The organism is Streptomyces olindensis (assembly GCF_040645895.1).
GTDB lineage: Bacteria > Actinomycetota > Actinomycetes > Streptomycetales > Streptomycetaceae > Streptomyces > Streptomyces olindensis.
In genome coordinates this window covers 19,828-35,730 of record NZ_JBEYZD010000057.1, presented here as the reverse complement: position 1 = coordinate 35,730, position 15,903 = coordinate 19,828, and the positions used below count along the sequence as shown (strand labels likewise).

Genomic DNA, 15,903 nt, shown 5'->3' with positions numbered 1-15,903 from the left:
CGGCTCATCTTTGTTACGCGCTCCCCGTTCGCCTTTATCGTTGCGCACACCTGAATTCGCAGCCGGGGCCGGGCGGAAATCATCGTCCCGGTAGCAGCCACGCTCATCCTTTGCCACAAACGACACTCGACGCTACCACGGGGTCCAGGTAGTGCCAACCGTCACTCCGGTTTTGATTGACCCGAGAACCATTTTTGGACAATCCGCGTCGGGGCGGGAACTCGCCGCTGGTCACGGACGGTGCGAGATGCCCGGCACGCGGCTGAACTCAAGGAACGAGCGCCGCCCGAAAGATCTTTTTACATGCCGTCAAAGATCCGTTCACACGGCTGTTTCAGCCACCACGCGTCCGCACCGGTCCCGCGCGACACCGAAGTTGACATTTCCACGTCAGGCCACAGCAGCCCGTGCCATGGTGGTGGGCACCAACTCCCCCTCCCCCACCAGCACTTCAGGGAGCCCCCCATGCTGCGCGGTATCGACGTGAGCGCGTACCAGTCCTCCTCCTACAGCACCGAGGGCCTCTCCTTCGTCTTCGTCAAGGCGACCGAGGGCCGTTCCTACGTCAACCCCAAGCTCGCCGCCCAGACGAAGCGGGCGCGGGACGCCGGACTGGTCGTCGGCTTCTACCACTTCCTGTGGCCCGGGAACCTCACCGCCCAGGCCCAGTACTTCGCCGGCAAGGCCCCGGACCGGGCGGGCGACATCCTCGCCGTCGACTGGGAGACCACCAGCAACGGCACGCGCGCGAGCAACGCCGAGAAGGACCTGTTCATACGGAAGCTGAAGGACCTGCGGCCGGACAACCCGGTGGTGCTCTACTGCAACCGCGACTTCTGGCTCAACGTCGACACGACGTCCTACGCGGGCGACGGGCTGTGGATAGCGGACTACGTCTCGGCGGGCAAGCCCCGCATCAAGGCCAAGTGGCGCTTCCACCAGTACACCGACGACCCGCTGGACAAGAACGTGGCCGCCTTCGAGAGCAGGGCGGCGCTGCGGAAGTGGGCCGAGGACGCCTGAGCCCCGGTGGCCTATCCGCGGAAGTCCGCCGGGCGTTCCGGGGACGCCTCGGCCAGGGCCTTCGTGACCGCGTCCGCACCGGCGCGCAGACCGTAGACCGGGGTGCCGGGCTGCTGGCGCCAGGAGTCGTCGATGCCGCCCGCGTCGACGGTGTCGAAGCCGAGTTCGTCGATCAGGCCGCGTACCGTGCGCTTGGCCGCCTCGTCGTCGCCGGCCACCGGGAGGGCCATGCGGTCGGGGTCGCCGGCCGGGAGCGGGCGGTCCAGGATGTCCTGGGCGTAGGTGCCGTTGAAGGCCTTGATCACCGGGTGGCCGAGCCGCCGTTCCGTCCAGCGGCTCTCGGTGAGGCCCTCGTCCTCGATCGCGGCGATCCTGCCGTCCCGCTGGCGGGGGTAGTAGTTGCCGGTGTCGATGACGGCGACCCCGTCCGCCGCCCCGGCGAAGAGACCGGACGGCAGGTCCGGGACCGCCTTCAGGGGGATGGTCACCACGACCACCTCCGCTCCCCGTGCCGCCTCCTCGACCGTCACGGGCGTGGCCCCCGTCTCCTCGGCCAGGGCCGTGAGCGTGTGCGGGCCGCGGGAGTTGGCGACGGACACCTCGTGACCGAGGGCGGTGAGCCGCCGCGTCAGGTTGCCGCCGATGTTGCCCGCGCCGATGATGCCGATCCTCATGTCCTCGCCTCGCCCTTCTCGATGTGGACGGCGCCTCGCGGAGCCTTGGTGACGAGGGCAACCTCAGGGGCGGACGGGCTATTCCGGGTCGGTGGCGGGCGCGAACGGGTCCTCCAGTTCTCCGCGCAGCACCTCCGCCGCCCCCTCCGCGTCCCCCCGCGCCACCGCGCGGACCAGCGCCTCGTGGGCCGCGTCGCCGGTGTCCGGGGCGTGGGCGCGCAGGCCCGTCAGGGTCAGCAGCTCGATCAGGCCCTCGCGCAGGACGGGCGCGAACTCGGTGAACAGGTCGGCGAGCACGGGATTGTGGGCGGCGGCGACCACGGCGGCGTGGAAGGCGATGTCCGCGTCGACGAAGCCGGCGTCATCGGCGGGGGTGGCGGCCCGGCGCGTCTCGAGTGCCGCCCACAGGGCCGTGACGTCCTCGGGTGTGCGCCGGCGCGCCGCCAGCCGGGCCGCGTGCACCTCCACCGCCATGCGGACCTCGTAGACGTCGCTCACGGCCGCCCGGCGCAGCCGGGCGGGCCAGTCCTCGACCGGCTCGGTCGCGATGACGAAGACACCGGCCCCCTGGCGGGGCCGCACCAGCCCGGCACCGGCGAGCGCGCGCAGCGCCTCGCGGACGGTGGAGCGGCCGACCCCCAGCTCCTTCGCGAGGGTCGTCTCGCCGGGCAGTTTCGTGCCGACCGGCCAGTGGCCGCCCGTGATCTGCTCGCGCAGCCGGGCGATGGCCTGCTCGACCAAGGGGCTGGGGCGGACGGCGCCGAGCGGCATGCGGGTCACCAACCTGTCTGAGGATCAGCGGGATTCAACTTGTCTGAGGAGCTGAGGTGTGACTAGCGTACTGCGCATGACGCTTCGCGGTCTCCTTCTTCTCGGCTGCCGCGGCGGGGTTTGACGCGACCGGCGCCCCGCCGCGGGACGCCGTGCTGCCGGTCGGCGTCCGACCGAGCAGAAGGCGACAGCCGACGATGACCCCCACCCCCGCCCCCACCCCGGTCTGGAACCCCCAGCGTCCGGGCCCCATGCCGTACCACCGCTACCGCCCCTTCCAGGAACGCGTGCGCGTCCCCGCCGCCGGCCGCGACTGGCCCGCCGCCCGCCTCGAACGCGCTCCCCTCTGGGCCCCCGTCGACCTGCGCGACGGCAACCAGGCCCTCGCCGAGCCGATGGACACGCCCCGCAAGCGCCGCTTCTTCGATCTGCTGACCGGCATGGGCTTCAAGGAGATCGAGGTCGGCTACCCGTCGGCCAGCCGCACCGACTTCGACTTCGTCCGGCACCTGGCGACCGGTGGCGCCGTACCGGACGACGTCACCCCCGTGGTGTTCACCCCGGCCCGGCGGGACCTGATCGACCGCACCTTCGAGGCGATCGAGGGCCTGCCGAGGGCCGTCGTCCATCTGTACATCGCGACCTCGCCGGTGTGGCGCGACGTCGTCCTGGGCCGGGACCGGGCCGAGGTGTGGCGGACCGTGCGGGAGGCCGCCGAGCACATGGCCCGCCGGGCGGACCGGGCCTCCTGCGTCCGGTTCCAGTTCTCCCCGGAGACCTTCAACCTGACCGAGCCGGACTTCGTGCTCGAACTGTGCGACGGGCTGACCGCGCTGTGGGACGCGAGCCCGGACCGGCCGGTCACCCACAACCTCCCCGCGACGGTGGAGATCGCGACGCCGAACGTCTACGCCGACCAGATCGAGTACGTCCACCGGAATCTGTCCCGCCGCGACAGCGTCATCCTCTCCGTGCACCCGCACAACGACCGCGGCACCGGCGTCGCCTGCGCCGAACTGGCCGTGCTGGCCGGCGCCCAGCGCGTCGAGGGCTGCCTGTTCGGCAACGGGGAGCGCACCGGCAACGTCGACCTGGTGACCCTCGCGCTGAACCTGTACGCCCAGGGCGTCGACCCGATGCTCGACTTCCGGGACCTCGACGCCGTACGGGAGACGGTCGAGCAGTGCAACCGGCTGCCGGTGCACCCGCGCCACCCCTATGCCGGGGACCTGGTCCACACGGCCTTCTCGGGCACCCACCAGGACGCCATCGGCAAGGGACTGGCCCGGCACGCCGAGCGGGCCCGGGAGCTGGGGGTGCCGGAGCGCGAGGCGCCGTGGTCGGTGCCGTACCTGCCGATCGACCCGGCGGACGTGGGCCGTTCCTACGAGGCGGTGATCCGTGTGAACTCGCAGTCGGGCAAGGGCGGCGCGGCCTATGTGCTGCGCACCGCCCACGGCGTGGACCTCCCCGAGCGCATGCGGCCGGACTTCTCCCAGGTGGTGCAGCGGGCGACGGACGACAGCGGGCGGGAGATGACGACGAAGGAGCTGTACGCGCTGTTCCGGGCCACGTACGAGGCGGCCGACGGGGAGGTGGCGCTGGACGCCTGGTCCGTGCACCCGGACGAGGCCACCGGCGGGCACCGCTTCGTGTGCACCCTGCGGACCGGCGAGCGCACCGGCGACTACGAGGGCACGGGCGGCGGCCCCGTCTCCGCGTTCGTCGACGCGCTGGCGGGGGCCGGGATCGCCGTGGAGGTCCTCGACTTCTGCGAGCGGGGCGGGGACGAGGACACGGACGCCTTCGCCGAGTGCCGGGTCGGCTCCGTGTCCTGCTGGGGCGCGGGCCGGGACGCCTCGGCCCTGGCCGCGTCCGTGCGGGCGGTGCTGTCCGCGGTCAACAGGGCCCTGCGGTGACGCCGGTCGTCCTGAGCGCCGACGACGTGCAGGTGGTGCGCGACGGCCGGCCGATCCTGGCGGAGGTGTCGCTGACCGTCCGGGCCGGGGAGCACTGGGCGCTGCTGGGGGCCAACGGCGCGGGCAAGTCCACGCTGCTGAGGCTGCTGGGCGCGCTGGTCCACCCCACCCGGGGCACCGTGGAGGTGCTGGGCCACCGGCTGGGCCGGGTCGACCTGCGGGAGCTGCGGGCGCACGTGGGGCACGTCGACCCGCGGCATCCGCTGGCGTCGCCGCTGCGGGTGCGGGACGTCGTCCTGACCGGCCTGACCAACTCGGTGGAGCCGCTGCCCCGGTGGCGGCCGACGCCCGAGCAGGCCGAACGGGCCGAGCGGCTGATGGCGACGCTGGGCCTGGCCGGGCACCGTGCGGCGCGCTGGCCCACGCTCAGCCAGGGGCAGCGCGGCCGGGCCCTGATCGCCCGGGCGCTGATGCCGGAACCCCGGCTGCTGCTCCTGGACGAGCCGGCGACCGGCCTGGACCTGCCGGGCCGGGAACAGTTGCTCGGTGCGCTGGAGGAGCTGGGCCGGGAGCATCCGCGGCTGGCGACGGTCCTGGTCACGCACCATCTGGAGGAGTTGCCGGCGCACACCACGCACGCCCTGCTGCTGCGCGAGGGCCGTCCGCTCGCGGGCGGCCCGGTGGCCGAGGTGCTCACGGCCGACCAGCTGGGCAAGTGCTTCGACCTGCCGCTGGCGCTGGAGCGGCACGAGGGCCGGTGGAGTGTGCGCACGGCCCGCCGGGCGTGACGAGGGGCCCGGTCCGTGCGGGACCGGGCCCCTTCGCTCAGCTGCGGGCGCGTCGGGCGACTACTTGTTCAGGTAGGCCCAGAACTCGTCGAAGCTCAGCTGCTTGTCGCCGTCGAGGTCGCGGGTCTTGATGACGACCTCGGCGACCGACTCGGTGACGTTCCAGTCGCCCGACCGGGCCAGGGCGGTCTTGAACTCGGCAGCGGTGATGTATCCGTCACCGTCCGTATCGATCCGCTCGAACTGCTTGCGTGCTTCCTCGATGTCCGCCACCGATCCGCCCCTCATCTCGTGCTGTACGTCGTACTGACGCAGGTCAGATTAACTGCCCGCCCGCACCTCCAGCGCGGCGACCACCCAGGCGAACTCCTCGCGGTACGCCGCCTCGGGCCCGGTCCCCTTCACGACGGCCAGCAACTCGCGGTAACGGGCGACCCGGTCGGTGGCGTGCGACCGCAGCCGGTCGAGCACGGTCGCGGGGTCGGCGTCGCCCAGCAGCTCGCGCAGCACCCCGGCCGCCTCCGGCGAGTCGGGGGCGATGCCGCGCTCGCGGGCCGAGGCCCCCAGCTGCACCAGTCGGCGGGAGAACCACAGGGACGCCCCGGGGGGCGTGCCGTGACCGTGGTCCGCCGCGTTGAACTCGGCGACCTTGCGCATCTCGGCCCGGAAGTCCGGGTCCTGGAGCATCTCGGCCAGCTCCAGCCAGGCGTCCACCTGCTCGGGCGTGGGCTCCTCGGGCAGGTCGGCGGCGGTGTTCCGCATGCGGTCGCGGATCACCGGGTCCGCCGTGTCCAGCCCGTGGAACACCTCGTCCACGAACTCCTCCAGGATCCGCCGCCGCTCGGCCGCCGACAGCCGTGCCAGTCTGTTCACCAGGGTCATCTCCTCCGCGTCGGAATCCCGCTTCGCGACCGTCGACAGCACGGCGCGCGTCACCTTCAGGGACCGGATCTGCGCGTCCAGGGCGACCACGTGGGCGGCCGCCACCTGCGCCACCGTCGTCTCGCCGGCCAGCACCCGGCGGACGTCCGCGAGCCCGAGGCCGAGCTCGCGCAGGGTCCGGATCAGCTCCAGGCGGGCCACGCAGGCGGCGTCGTACAGCCGGTATCCGCCCTCGGACCGGGCCACCGGGGGCAGGGCGCCCTCGTCGGACCAGTAGCGGATGGTGCGTACGGTCAGGCCGGTGGCCCGGGCCAGTGCGCCGATGGTGAGCAGTCCGGTGCCGTCGTCGGTCATGTCTGGGAGTCTGGACCCTCCAGCGGGTGGAGACTCAAGGAGCGGGCCGGTGCCGGACACGCTGCGGGACATTCTCGACGCGGCGGCGCGGGGCGTCTTCCCGCCGGCCGACGGTGGTACGACGATCGTGCCGCAGCCCTCGCCCCGGGACGCGGGGGTCCTCGCCTTCACGGCGCACTCGGTGGTCTTCACCGACGAGGATCCGGACTGGGTGCGCCGGACGCTGGCCCGCACGGACTGCGACCGGCTCGCGGCCACGATGAACGCCCGCTTCCTGACGGCCCTCATGGACCGGACGGGGCGTACGTCCGACACGGTCGACGTGCTGCTGACCGGCGCGGCGCTGCCCGGGGAGCCGCCGCTCCGGCTGACGGAGACCGAGGGCTCCCGCCATCCGCGGGTGCTCTCCGCCCAGGGCCGGCGTGACGACGTGCGCGTGTGGACGGCGGACGGCGGGGTGCTCGTCCTCGGCCGTGGGCCGGCCGGCCGGTGGGAGGTCGCGGTGGAGGTCGACGAGGGGGCGCGGCACCGGGGGCTGGGGCGGCGGTTGGTGGAGTCGGCGCGGCACCTGGTCGACGGGGCGGCGGTGTGGGCCCAGGTGGCCGCCGGGAACGCGCGTGGGCTGCGGGCGTTCCAGGCGGCCGGCTACCGGCCCGTGGGCTCGGAGGTGCTGCTCAGTGCCACGGCTCGTAGTGCGGGTTGCTCTCGCACTCGCTCATGATCTCCGTCTTGGTCTGCTTGTCCACCGGGCAGACGCCGATGATGTACTGCCGGGCGATGCCGCCGGGGAAGGCGACCTCCTGCTGGTCGGCCCACTTGTGGGTGTCGCCGATGGTCTTGTTGACGTCGATGCCGCCCGGGGCGTCGACGTAGTAGTTGTAGCCGGACTTCCACTTCTTGTAGAGGTCGTGGTCGTACGTCGTGGACACGTACGGGGACGGCTGGTTGACCAGGACGTACTTCTCCAGGTCGTACTGGCCGTTGACGACGTCCTTGGGGTGGAAGCCCTGTTCGAAGACGACGGACGGGGCGCGGCCGTCGGCGCGGTAGAGCGTGCCGCAGGTGGTGCGCCAGGACGGGTCGGGGGTGATGCGGCCGACGTCGACGCGGCGGTCGGCGGCGGCTTTGATCTCGTCGTCGTACTGGACGGGACAGGCGGCCGGCGCGGGGGCGGCGGGCTTGGCGGGCGCCTGGGCGGGCGCGGCGGCCGTGGTCGTGAGGACGGCCGTGAGGCAGAGGGCGGCGGCGGTGGTGCGCCGCCGCAGACGAAGAGTGATCATGCGGAGCACGATCGCGGTTCCGCTGCGGCGGGCCGGGGACCCTCACCCGATCAGGGGCGTGTCAACTGCTGCCGCGTGGACGGCGGATGGGCGTCACCGGAAGATGCCGGTGTGGCCGAGGGAGTAGCGGCCGGGCTGGGGGTAGACCGCGAGGCCGTGCGGGCCGCTGCCGACGGGGATGCGGGCGAGCTGGGTGCCGGTGCGGGTGTCGATGGCGTACACCTCGGCGTCGTAGCGGCCGGACAGCCACAGCACCTTGCCGTCGGCGGAGACACCGCCCATGTCGGGGCTGCCGCCGTCGGGCAGCTGCCACTTCTTGGTCAGCTTGTCCTGGGTGAAGTCGAAGACGGAGATCGTGCCCTCGCCGCGGTTGGACACGTACATCTCGCGGGAGTCGCGGCTGACGTACAGGCCGTGGCAGCCCTTGCCGGTGGGCAGCAGGGTGGGCTCGGCGAAGGTGTCGCCGTCCAGGACCCACATGCCATGGGCCATCATGTCGGCGATGTAGAACTTCTTGCCGTCGGGCGAGACCTTCACGTCCTGCGGCATGGCGCCTTCGAACGGCAGCCGCTGCTGCCCGACGACCTTCATCTTCTCGGTGTCGACCTTGAGCAGTTCGCCGCTGAACTCGCAGGAGACGATGAAGTAGCGGCCGTCGAGGGAGAAGTCGGCGTGGTTGACGCCGTAGCAGGAGACCGGGACGGTCTTCTTGCGCTCCATGGTGTGCGGGTCGCGGAAGACCAGTTCCCGGTCGAGGGAGGCCATGACGACGGCGTATCTGCCGTTGGGCGTGAAGTAGAGGTTGTACGGGTCGTGGACCTCGACCTCCTTGCCCGCCTTGCCGGTCTTCGGGTCGATCGGGGTGAGGGTGTGGCCGCGGTTGTTGTTGACCCAGAGCGTCTTCAGGTCCCAGGAGGGCACGACGTGCTGGGGCTGCCGGCCCACGGGGATCGTCTCGATGATCTCGTACGTCTTCGGGTCGATGACGGAGACCGTGTCGGACTCGGTGTTGGGGACGTAGACCCGGGACGGGAAGTCCTTGACCACGGGGGACAGCTTGTTCGGGCGGTCGGCCGCGTACACGTCCTCGGGGTCGAGGACGGGCGGCATGCCGGGCAGGCCCTCGACGGGCTTCTTCTCGGGCGGGGCGGGCACGGCGGCCTTGGTGCCGCGCGACTCGGAGGTCCGTTCCCCGCTCTGGGTGCCACAGGCGGCGAGGACGGCGAGGGCGGCACCCGCGACGAGGGTGCTCTTGAGGAGGTGACGGTGCATTGCACCATTTAAGGTGCGCCGCAACCGGAATCCGGCTATTCGCCCGATCGGCGGCCGGGTGAGCCGCCGCGCAGACAGTCGGCCCCGGCCCTCAGCGGTCGGTGACCCGCATCTCGAACCACGTGGTCTTCCCCCGGGGCAGCAGATCGACGCCCCAGCGGTCCGCCAGCTTGTCGACCAGGAACAGGCCCCGGCCGCTGACGTCCATCTCCTGCACCGGCATCAGGCACGGCAGCCCCCGGGAGGGGTCGCGGACCTCGACGCGGATCCAGCCGCGGCGCCGGTGCAGCCGGAGCCCGAAGACGCGGGCGCCGGTGTGGCGTACGGCGTTGCCGACCAGTTCGGAGACGAGCAGGACGGCGTCCTCCGTGGTCTTGGGGGTGAGTCCCCAGTGGCGCAGGACCACGACCTGGGTGAGGCGTCTGGCGGTGGCCGCGGACTCGGGGCGGGACGGCAGGGGGACCTCTGCCTCCGTCGGGTTGCCGTACAACTCCAGCGCCTTCAGCGCGTGTTCGTCCTCGACGGTCGGCGACCAGCGCGCCGCGGCCGCATGTGCGTCTCCCCGCGGCTGTTCCATACCCTCCAGCCCCGCCATGCCCCCATCATGGCCGCCGGGAGCGCCCGACGGGGCCGTTCCCGGGGAATACGCCCCCGGGTGCGGCCCGTGAACCGACGGTCCACCGTCATATGCCAACGGCACTTCGGAGTCGTCCGCACCCCCTCCGACCTGCCGGAACGACCCATTTCGGGGCAATCGACGGACTCCCTCGGCCGAGCACGCTTAAGGCTGCCTTAAGGCTGCCATAAACCGCCCCATCGAGGGACCCGGATCAGACACCGCGTCAATTGCAAGACCCCGGGAGGAGGTTCAGAGGAACTTCGCCTTGCCCGGCCCCTCCTCCACGAAGCTGCGCATCCCGCGCTCGCGGTCCTCGGTGGCGAACAGGCCCGCGAACCAGTTCCGTTCGATCGCGAGGCCCGTGTCGATGTCCGCCTCCAGGCCGGTGTCGACCGCCTCCTTGGCCGCGCGCAGCGCGAGGGCGGGGCCGTGCGCCAGTTTCGCGGCCCAGGCGTGCGCCTGCGCGTACACCTCGTCGGCGGGCACGACCCGGTCGACCAGGCCGATCCTCTCGGCCTCGTCGGCCTTGACCATCCGGCCGGTGAAGATCAGGTCCTTGGCCTTGGAGGGGCCGACCAGCCGGGCCAGGCGCTGGGTGCCGCCCGCGCCGGGGATCAGGCCGAGCAGGATCTCCGGCTGGCCGAGCTTGGCGTTCTCGCCGGCGATCCGGTAGTCGGCGCAGAGCGCGAGTTCGCAGCCGCCGCCCAGCGCGTAGCCCGTCACGGCCGCGACGACCGGCTTGGGGATACGGGCCACCGCCGTGAACGAGTCCTGCAGGGCGCGGGCGCGCAGGACCATCGCGGTGTGGTCCATCGCTTGCATCTCCTTGATGTCCGCGCCCGCCGCGAACACCTTCTCACCGCCGTAGACCACCACGGCCCGCACGTCCTCGCGGCGCGCGGCCTCCTCGGCGAGTTCCTTCAGCCGGTCCTGCGTGGCGATGTCCAGCGCGTTCATGGGCGGTCGGTCGAGCCGGAGCGTGCCGACGCCTTCAGCGACTTCGAGAGAGACGGTCATAGGGAGCAGGTTAACGGGGGCTAACGGGTAGGGCCCCGGTGCGGTCCGTCACACCGGGGCCCTCCTGTCAGCGGCGTGGAATTACTTCTTCCACTTCTCCCACGACATGTTCCAGCCGTTGAGCCCGTTGTCCGGGTCGACGATCCTGTCCTCGGAGTTCTTGACGATCACCACGTCGCCGATCATCGAGTGGTTGAAGAACCACGCGGCCGGCGCCTTCTTGTCCCAGCCGCCGCGCACGTCGCGCAGGCCGACACAGCCGTGGCTGGCGTTGTAGTTGCCGAAGGCGCCGCTCGCCCAGTAGTTGCCGTGCAGGAACGTGCCGGAGGTGGTCAGCCGGATGGCGTGCGGGACGTCCTTGATGTCGTACTCGCCGCCGTAGCCGACGGTCTCGCCGTTCATCCGGGTCACCGTGAGCATCTCGCTGATGACCATCTGGCCGTTCCAGGTCTCCATGCCGGGCTTTCCGGTGGTGACCGGGATGGTCTTGAAGACCTTGCCGTCGCGCATGACCTTCATCGTCAGCTTCTTGGCGTCGACGACGGAGACCTGGTTGCGGCCGATGGTGAAGTCGATGGTCTTGTCCTGCTCGCCGTAGACCCCGGGCCGTCCCTCGACGCCGTCGAGGTTCAGGTCGACGGTCACCTTGGTGCCCGGCTTCCAGTACTTCTCGGGGCGGAAGTCGAGGCGGTCGTTGCCGAACCAGTGGCCCTCGACGTCGACGGCCGGTTCCGTCCTGATGCGGATGGCCTTCTCGACGTCGTCCGGGCTGGTGATGCCCCGGGAGAAGCGGATCGAGAACGGCATGCCGACGCCGACCTTGGAGCCGTCCTCGGGAGTGAAGGTGCCGATGAAGGTGTTCTTCGGGGTCAGCGTCGTGAAGCCGGCGTCCTCCGCGGCCGTGCGGCCCTCGGAGTCCTTGGCGACCGCGTGCACCGTGTACTTGGTGGCGGCGGCCAGGTGCGTGGACGGCGTCCAGGTGGCGCCGTCGCCGGATATCTCGCCGTCGACCTTCTTGCCCTCGCCGTCCTTGACCTCGACCTCGGTCAGCTTGCCCTTGGCGGCGGTGACCTTCAGCGCGCCGCTGGTGTCGACGGACTTGGCGCCGTCCTTGGGGGTGATGCCGACGACGGCCTCGGACTGCTTGCTCTGCGCGGTGTCCGCGTCCTTGCCCTTGCCGCCGCCCGCGCCGGAACCGGAGCCGGTCCCCCCGCCGCCGCACGCCGTGACGGCGAGGAGCAGCGCGCCCAGGATCAGCGCGAGCAGTCCCTTCCCGCCCCCAACCGACGCCCCCGATATCGGTCGCCCGTTCAAGTCGTTCTCCCCTCCCCGGGCCTGGTCAGGCCCGCACCCCTGCGCGTCCCCCGCGCACCGGCGAATAGTAACCACAGGGTGCGGGGCACCGGCGGCCCGCGATTGTCACTGTTCGGTCCCAACGGAACACCGGGTCAACCCGCCCCCCTGTCCGGCTACTTCACCGCACTGCCCGCCTTCCATGCATTCCAGCCCATATTCCATCCTCCGAGCCCGTTGTCGGGAGCGACCTTTTTGTCATTGCTGTTGACCACCTCGACGACGTCTCCGACGAGGCTGCGGTCGAAGAACCAGCCGGCCGGGGTGTCGGAACCGCCGCCCTTCACATCGCGCAGTCCGACGCAGCCGTGGCTGACGTTGGTACGGCCGAAGACGGAGTGGTGGGCCCAGTAGTTGCCGTGCAGGAAGGTGCCGGAGTCGGTCAGGCGCATGGCGTGCGGGACGTCCGGGATGTCGTACTCGCCCTTGCCGTTGCGCTTCTTGAAGCCGACCGTGGCGCCGTTCATCCGGGTGACCTCGAGCATCTCCGTCACCACCATCTTGCCGTTGTACGTGGTGGTCTTCGGGGCGCCGGCCGTGATGGGCACGGTGGCGAGCGGCTCGCCGTCGCGCCGCACCTCCATGGAGTGCCGGGCGGCGTCGACGACGGAGACCTGGCTGCGGCCGACGGTGAAGGAGAACGTCTTGTGCTGCAGGCCGTAGACGCCGGGCGCTCCCTCGACGTCCCGCAGGCGCAGGGCGACGGTGACCTGGGTGCCGGGCTTCCAGTAGTGCTCGGGACGGAAGTCCAGGCGGGTCCGGCCGAACCAGTGCGGGCGGATCTCGACGGCCGGGCGGGCGCTGACCCGCACCGCGCGTTCGACGGCGGCGCGGTGCCTGATCTCCCGGTTGAACTCCAGGGAGACGATCATGCCGGTGCCGACCGTGGCGCGGTTCTCCGGGGCGACGTAGCCGATGAAGCGCTCCTCGGGGACGTACGTCGTGAACGTGGTGTGCCGGGCCGAGCGACGTCCGTCGCCGCCGACGGCGACCGCGTCGACCGTGTACTCGGCGGCCAGCGCCAGCCGTTCCTCCTCGGGCTCCCAGGTCAGGCCGTCGGCGGAGATCCGCCCGGGCACGGGTGACTCCTGGGCGTCCTGCGACCTGACGACCTTCACCGACTCCAGCCGGCCGTCGGGCACGCGCACCCGCAGCTTCTTCCCGGGGCGCACACCCCTGCTGCCGTCGCCGGGCGAGACCTTGATGACGTCCTCGGGCGCCGGGGGCGCGCCGAACGCCCCGGCGAGCCCGCCCGCGTCGTCCGAGGTACAGCCCGTGGCCCCGGCCAGGAGCCCTGCCCATGTCACTACGGCGGCCAGCGCGGCCCTCGCGCGCCGCGCGCGCCCTTGTACGTGCCTCACGAGGTGCCCAACGACCGGCCGCGTCCCCGGGAAACGACCATGCCCGCCCCCGGGGAAACGTGAGTGCGACCCACCCTCTGGGCAGAACAGTGGGGAGGACGACGCGCAGGGGAGCCGCGACCCGGGCCGCAGCAGGGCCGCACCCCTCTGTCCCCCGTCGTCCCACGAGCCGCGGGAGGCTGACAGGTGTCCAGCGCAGCCGAGCAGGAGGCGGTGGCCGGTCCTCAGGCCACCGGGAACGGGCGCCAGGCCGCCGCCGTGAACGGCGCACGGCGGGCCACGCCGCCGCCCACGGTGCCCGCCCGGCCGGGCACGCCGACTCCCCTGGGAGCCCGGTTCCGGGTCGGCCCGGACGGCGTGGCGGGAACCAACTTCGCCCTGTGGGCGGGCGGCGCCGAGGGGGTCGAGCTGTGCCTCTTCGACGAGGCGGGCAAGGAGTCGCGGGTCCGGCTCGCCGAGCTGACCCACGAGATCTGGCACGGCTTCGTCCCGGGCGTGCTGCCCGGGCAGCGCTACGGCTACCGGGTGCACGGCCGCTGGGACCCCTGGACGGGCGCCCGCTGGAACCCGGCGAAACTGCTGCTCGACCCCTACGCGCGTGCGGTCGACGCGGGTGCGGGGAACGACTACGGCAGCCTGCCGCCGGAGGTGTACGGGCACGTCCGCGACTGGCCGCAGCAGCACGTCGCCGACACCGTGCGCGACGAGCGGGACTCGGCGCCGTTCGTGCCGAAGGGCGTCGTCGTCCACGATGACGACGACTGGGCCGACGACCGCCGGCCGAAGACTCCCTGGGCGGACTCGGTCATCTACGAGCTGCACGTCAAGGGCTTCACCCGGCGGCACCCGGGCATCCCGGAGGAGCTGCGCGGCACCTACGCCGGTCTCGCCCATCCGGCGGCGATCGAGCACCTGGTGAAGCTGGGCGTGACGGCGGTGGAGCTGCTGCCGGTGCACCAGTTCGCGCACGAGGACCACCTGCTGCGCAGAGGCCTGAGGAACTACTGGGGCTACAACTCCATCGGCTACTTCGCCCCGCACGCGGCCTACGCGGCCTCGGGGACGACCGGCCAGCAGGTCGGCGAGTTCAAACGGATGGTGCGCGCCCTGCACGCGGCCGGGATCGAGGTCATCCTCGACGTGGTCTACAACCACACCGCCGAGGCGGGCGAGCTCGGTCCGACGCTGTCCCTGAAGGGCATCGACAACCGCGGCTACTACCGCCTCCAGGACGACGCCCGCCGCTACGCCGACTACACCGGCTGCGGCAACACCCTGCACGTGGTCCAGCCGCACGTGCTGCGCCTGATCACGGACTCGCTGCGCTACTGGGTCACCGAGATGGGCGTGGACGGCTTCCGCTTCGATCTGGCGGCGGCGCTGGCCCGCTCGATGCACGACGTCGACATGCTCTCCCCGTTCCTGGCGGTCATCGCCCAGGACCCGGTGCTGCGCCGGGTGAAGCTGATCGCCGAGCCGTGGGACGTGGGGTCGGGCGGCTACCAGGTGGGGGCGTTCCCGCCGCTGTGGACGGAGTGGAACGACCGGTACCGCAACGCCGTCCGGGACTTCTGGCGGCACGCGCTGCCGGACGTCAGGGAGATGGGCTACCGCCTGTCGGGCTCCAGCGACCTGTACGCCTGGGGCGGGCGCAGGCCCTACGCCTCCGTCAACTTCATCACCGCGCACGACGGTTTCACCCTGCGCGACCTGGTGTCGTACGAGCGCAAGCACAACGAGGCCAACGGCGAGGGCAACCGGGACGGCACGGACGACAACCGTGCCTGGAACTGCGGCGCCGAGGGCGAGACGGACGACGCGGACGTGCTGGCCCTGCGGCGCCGGCAGCTGCGGAACCTGCTGACCACACTGCTGCTGTCCACGGGCGTGCCCATGCTGGTCGCGGGCGACGAGCTGGGCCGCACGCAGGGCGGCAACAACAACGCCTACTGCCAGGACAACGAGACCAGCTGGGTGGACTGGGGGCTGCTGGAGGACCCCGGCTGGAAGGCCCTGTTCGAGCTGACCTCCCGGCTGATCGCGCTGCGCCACCGGCACCCGGTGCTCCGGCGCCGGGCCTTCTTCTCCGGCCGGGCCCAGACCGCGGACGGCCTGCGCGACCTGGCCTGGTTCACCTCCCGGGGCACGGAGATGACCGAGCAGGACTGGTACGCGCCCGCCGCCACGCTGGGCATGTACCTCTCCGGCCGGGACATCCCGGGCCGGGACGAGCGCGGGGAGCAGATCCTCGACGACAGCTTCCTCGCCGTGCTGCACGCGGGCGAGGGGCCGGTGAGCTTCGTGCTGCCCGGGCCGCCGTGGGCGGAGCGGTACGAGGTCGTCGTCGACACCGGGCTGGAGGAGCAGGCGGAGGCGCCGGGGGTGGAGCACCGGGCGGGGACGGAGATCACGGTGCCGGCGCGGGCGGTGCTGCTGCTGCGGGTGGCGGGCTGAGGCATCGTTTCGGCGGCTCGTTTCGGCGGCTCGTTTCGGCGCTCGGTGCGGCTCCCGTTTCGGCTCTCGTCTCGGCGGTCGGTGCGGCTCTCGTTGCGGCTCTCGTTGCGGGTCCGTGAAATCGGCCGGGATCTTC

General features: G+C 71.9%; 15 protein-coding genes. 5 read left to right on the top strand and 10 right to left on the bottom strand.

Annotated elements, in window-relative coordinates:
• The first annotated feature begins 465 nt into the window (after window positions 1-465).
• Window positions 466-1,023, top strand: coding sequence for a GH25 family lysozyme (locus ABZ948_RS29805; protein WP_359764658.1), 558 nt, complete (start codon window positions 466-468; stop codon window positions 1,021-1,023).
• An 11-nt stretch (window positions 1,024-1,034) separates the two neighbouring features.
• Here the strand turns inward: ABZ948_RS29805 and ABZ948_RS29800 are convergent, their stop codons facing one another.
• Window positions 1,035-1,697, bottom strand: coding sequence for an NADPH-dependent F420 reductase (locus ABZ948_RS29800; RefSeq protein WP_359764655.1), 663 nt, complete (start codon window positions 1,695-1,697; stop codon window positions 1,035-1,037).
• A gap of 78 nt (window positions 1,698-1,775) precedes the next feature.
• On the bottom strand, window positions 1,776-2,468 hold the full coding sequence (locus ABZ948_RS29795) for a FadR/GntR family transcriptional regulator (RefSeq protein ID WP_359764653.1): 693 nt from the start codon (window positions 2,466-2,468) through the stop codon (window positions 1,776-1,778).
• A gap of 197 nt (window positions 2,469-2,665) precedes the next feature.
• Between ABZ948_RS29795 and ABZ948_RS29790 the strand changes: the two genes are divergently transcribed.
• Window positions 2,666-4,387, top strand: a complete 1,722-nt coding sequence (locus tag ABZ948_RS29790) for a 2-isopropylmalate synthase (RefSeq protein WP_359764651.1) — start codon at window positions 2,666-2,668, stop codon at window positions 4,385-4,387.
• A complete protein-coding gene (locus tag ABZ948_RS29785) occupies window positions 4,384-5,175 on the top strand; it encodes an ABC transporter ATP-binding protein (protein WP_359764649.1) in 792 nt (263 codons plus the stop codon). The genes ABZ948_RS29790 and ABZ948_RS29785 overlap by 4 nt, the downstream gene beginning before the upstream one ends.
• 60 nt (window positions 5,176-5,235) lie before the next feature.
• Here the strand turns inward: ABZ948_RS29785 and ABZ948_RS29780 are convergent, their stop codons facing one another.
• Both ABZ948_RS29780 and ABZ948_RS29775 read right to left on the bottom strand, forming a co-directional pair.
• Window positions 5,236-5,448 carry an EF-hand domain-containing protein gene (locus ABZ948_RS29780; protein ID WP_248512012.1) on the bottom strand — a complete coding sequence of 71 codons (213 nt, stop codon included), beginning with the start codon at window positions 5,446-5,448 and terminating at the stop codon, window positions 5,236-5,238.
• A 48-nt stretch (window positions 5,449-5,496) separates the two neighbouring features.
• Entirely contained in the window at window positions 5,497-6,411 is a 915-nt protein-coding gene (locus tag ABZ948_RS29775) for a MerR family transcriptional regulator (protein WP_359764646.1), read from the bottom strand.
• Here ABZ948_RS29775 and ABZ948_RS29770 point away from each other — a divergent pair.
• Window positions 6,410-7,132 carry a GNAT family N-acetyltransferase gene (locus ABZ948_RS29770; protein ID WP_435857644.1) on the top strand — a complete coding sequence of 241 codons (723 nt, stop codon included), beginning with the start codon at window positions 6,410-6,412 and terminating at the stop codon, window positions 7,130-7,132. The genes ABZ948_RS29775 and ABZ948_RS29770 overlap by 2 nt on opposite strands.
• Here the strand turns inward: ABZ948_RS29770 and ABZ948_RS29765 are convergent.
• From ABZ948_RS29765 to ABZ948_RS29740, 6 genes are all read right to left on the bottom strand, one after another.
• Complete coding sequence (locus ABZ948_RS29765; protein WP_359764642.1) at window positions 7,086-7,691, bottom strand: ADP-ribosyltransferase; 606 nt, start codon at window positions 7,689-7,691, stop codon at window positions 7,086-7,088. The two genes, ABZ948_RS29770 and ABZ948_RS29765, sit on opposite strands and share 47 nt — an antisense overlap.
• Before the next feature lie 93 nt (window positions 7,692-7,784).
• Complete coding sequence (locus ABZ948_RS29760) at window positions 7,785-8,963, bottom strand: YncE family protein (RefSeq protein WP_359764639.1); 1,179 nt, start codon at window positions 8,961-8,963, stop codon at window positions 7,785-7,787.
• A gap of 91 nt (window positions 8,964-9,054) precedes the next feature.
• The gene (locus ABZ948_RS29755; protein ID WP_359764637.1) at window positions 9,055-9,663 is read right to left on the bottom strand and encodes an ATP-binding protein; all 609 of its coding nucleotides are present in this window, start codon (window positions 9,661-9,663) and stop codon (window positions 9,055-9,057) included.
• A gap of 168 nt (window positions 9,664-9,831) precedes the next feature.
• Window positions 9,832-10,599, bottom strand: coding sequence for an enoyl-CoA hydratase/isomerase family protein (locus ABZ948_RS29750; protein WP_359764635.1), 768 nt, complete (start codon window positions 10,597-10,599; stop codon window positions 9,832-9,834).
• Window positions 10,600-10,680: 81 nt separating this feature from the next.
• Window positions 10,681-11,913, bottom strand: coding sequence for a L,D-transpeptidase (locus tag ABZ948_RS29745; RefSeq protein WP_359764633.1), 1,233 nt, complete (start codon window positions 11,911-11,913; stop codon window positions 10,681-10,683).
• A 155-nt stretch (window positions 11,914-12,068) separates the two neighbouring features.
• Window positions 12,069-13,313 (bottom strand): L,D-transpeptidase, encoded by a 1,245-nt coding sequence (locus ABZ948_RS29740; RefSeq protein ID WP_359764631.1) that lies wholly within the window; start codon window positions 13,311-13,313, stop codon window positions 12,069-12,071.
• Between the two features lie 186 nt (window positions 13,314-13,499).
• Here ABZ948_RS29740 and glgX point away from each other — a divergent pair, with 186 nt between their 5' ends.
• Window positions 13,500-15,767, top strand: coding sequence for a glycogen debranching protein GlgX (gene glgX, locus ABZ948_RS29735; RefSeq protein ID WP_359764629.1), 2,268 nt, complete (start codon window positions 13,500-13,502; stop codon window positions 15,765-15,767).
• Window positions 15,768-15,903 lie beyond the last annotated feature (136 nt).

What these genes read in the sequence shown, in the direction of transcription:
- ABZ948_RS29800 (WP_359764655.1), bottom strand. Translation starts at nt 1,697, where the DNA reads ATGAGGATCGGCATCATCGGCGCGGGCAACATCGGCGGCAACCTGACG.
- ABZ948_RS29775 (WP_359764646.1), bottom strand. Translation starts at nt 6,411, where the DNA reads ATGACCGACGACGGCACCGGACTGCTCACCATCGGCGCACTGGCCCGG.
- ABZ948_RS29795 (WP_359764653.1), bottom strand. Translation starts at nt 2,468, where the DNA reads ATGCCGCTCGGCGCCGTCCGCCCCAGCCCCTTGGTCGAGCAGGCCATC.
- ABZ948_RS29770 (WP_435857644.1), top strand. Translation starts at nt 6,410, where the DNA reads ATGTCTGGGAGTCTGGACCCTCCAGCGGGTGGAGACTCAAGGAGCGGG.
- ABZ948_RS29760 (WP_359764639.1), bottom strand. Translation starts at nt 8,963, where the DNA reads ATGCACCGTCACCTCCTCAAGAGCACCCTCGTCGCGGGTGCCGCCCTC.
- ABZ948_RS29750 (WP_359764635.1), bottom strand. Translation starts at nt 10,599, where the DNA reads ATGACCGTCTCTCTCGAAGTCGCTGAAGGCGTCGGCACGCTCCGGCTC.
- ABZ948_RS29805 (WP_359764658.1), top strand. Translation starts at nt 466, where the DNA reads ATGCTGCGCGGTATCGACGTGAGCGCGTACCAGTCCTCCTCCTACAGC.
- ABZ948_RS29765 (WP_359764642.1), bottom strand. Translation starts at nt 7,691, where the DNA reads ATGATCACTCTTCGTCTGCGGCGGCGCACCACCGCCGCCGCCCTCTGC.
- ABZ948_RS29790 (WP_359764651.1), top strand. Translation starts at nt 2,666, where the DNA reads ATGACCCCCACCCCCGCCCCCACCCCGGTCTGGAACCCCCAGCGTCCG.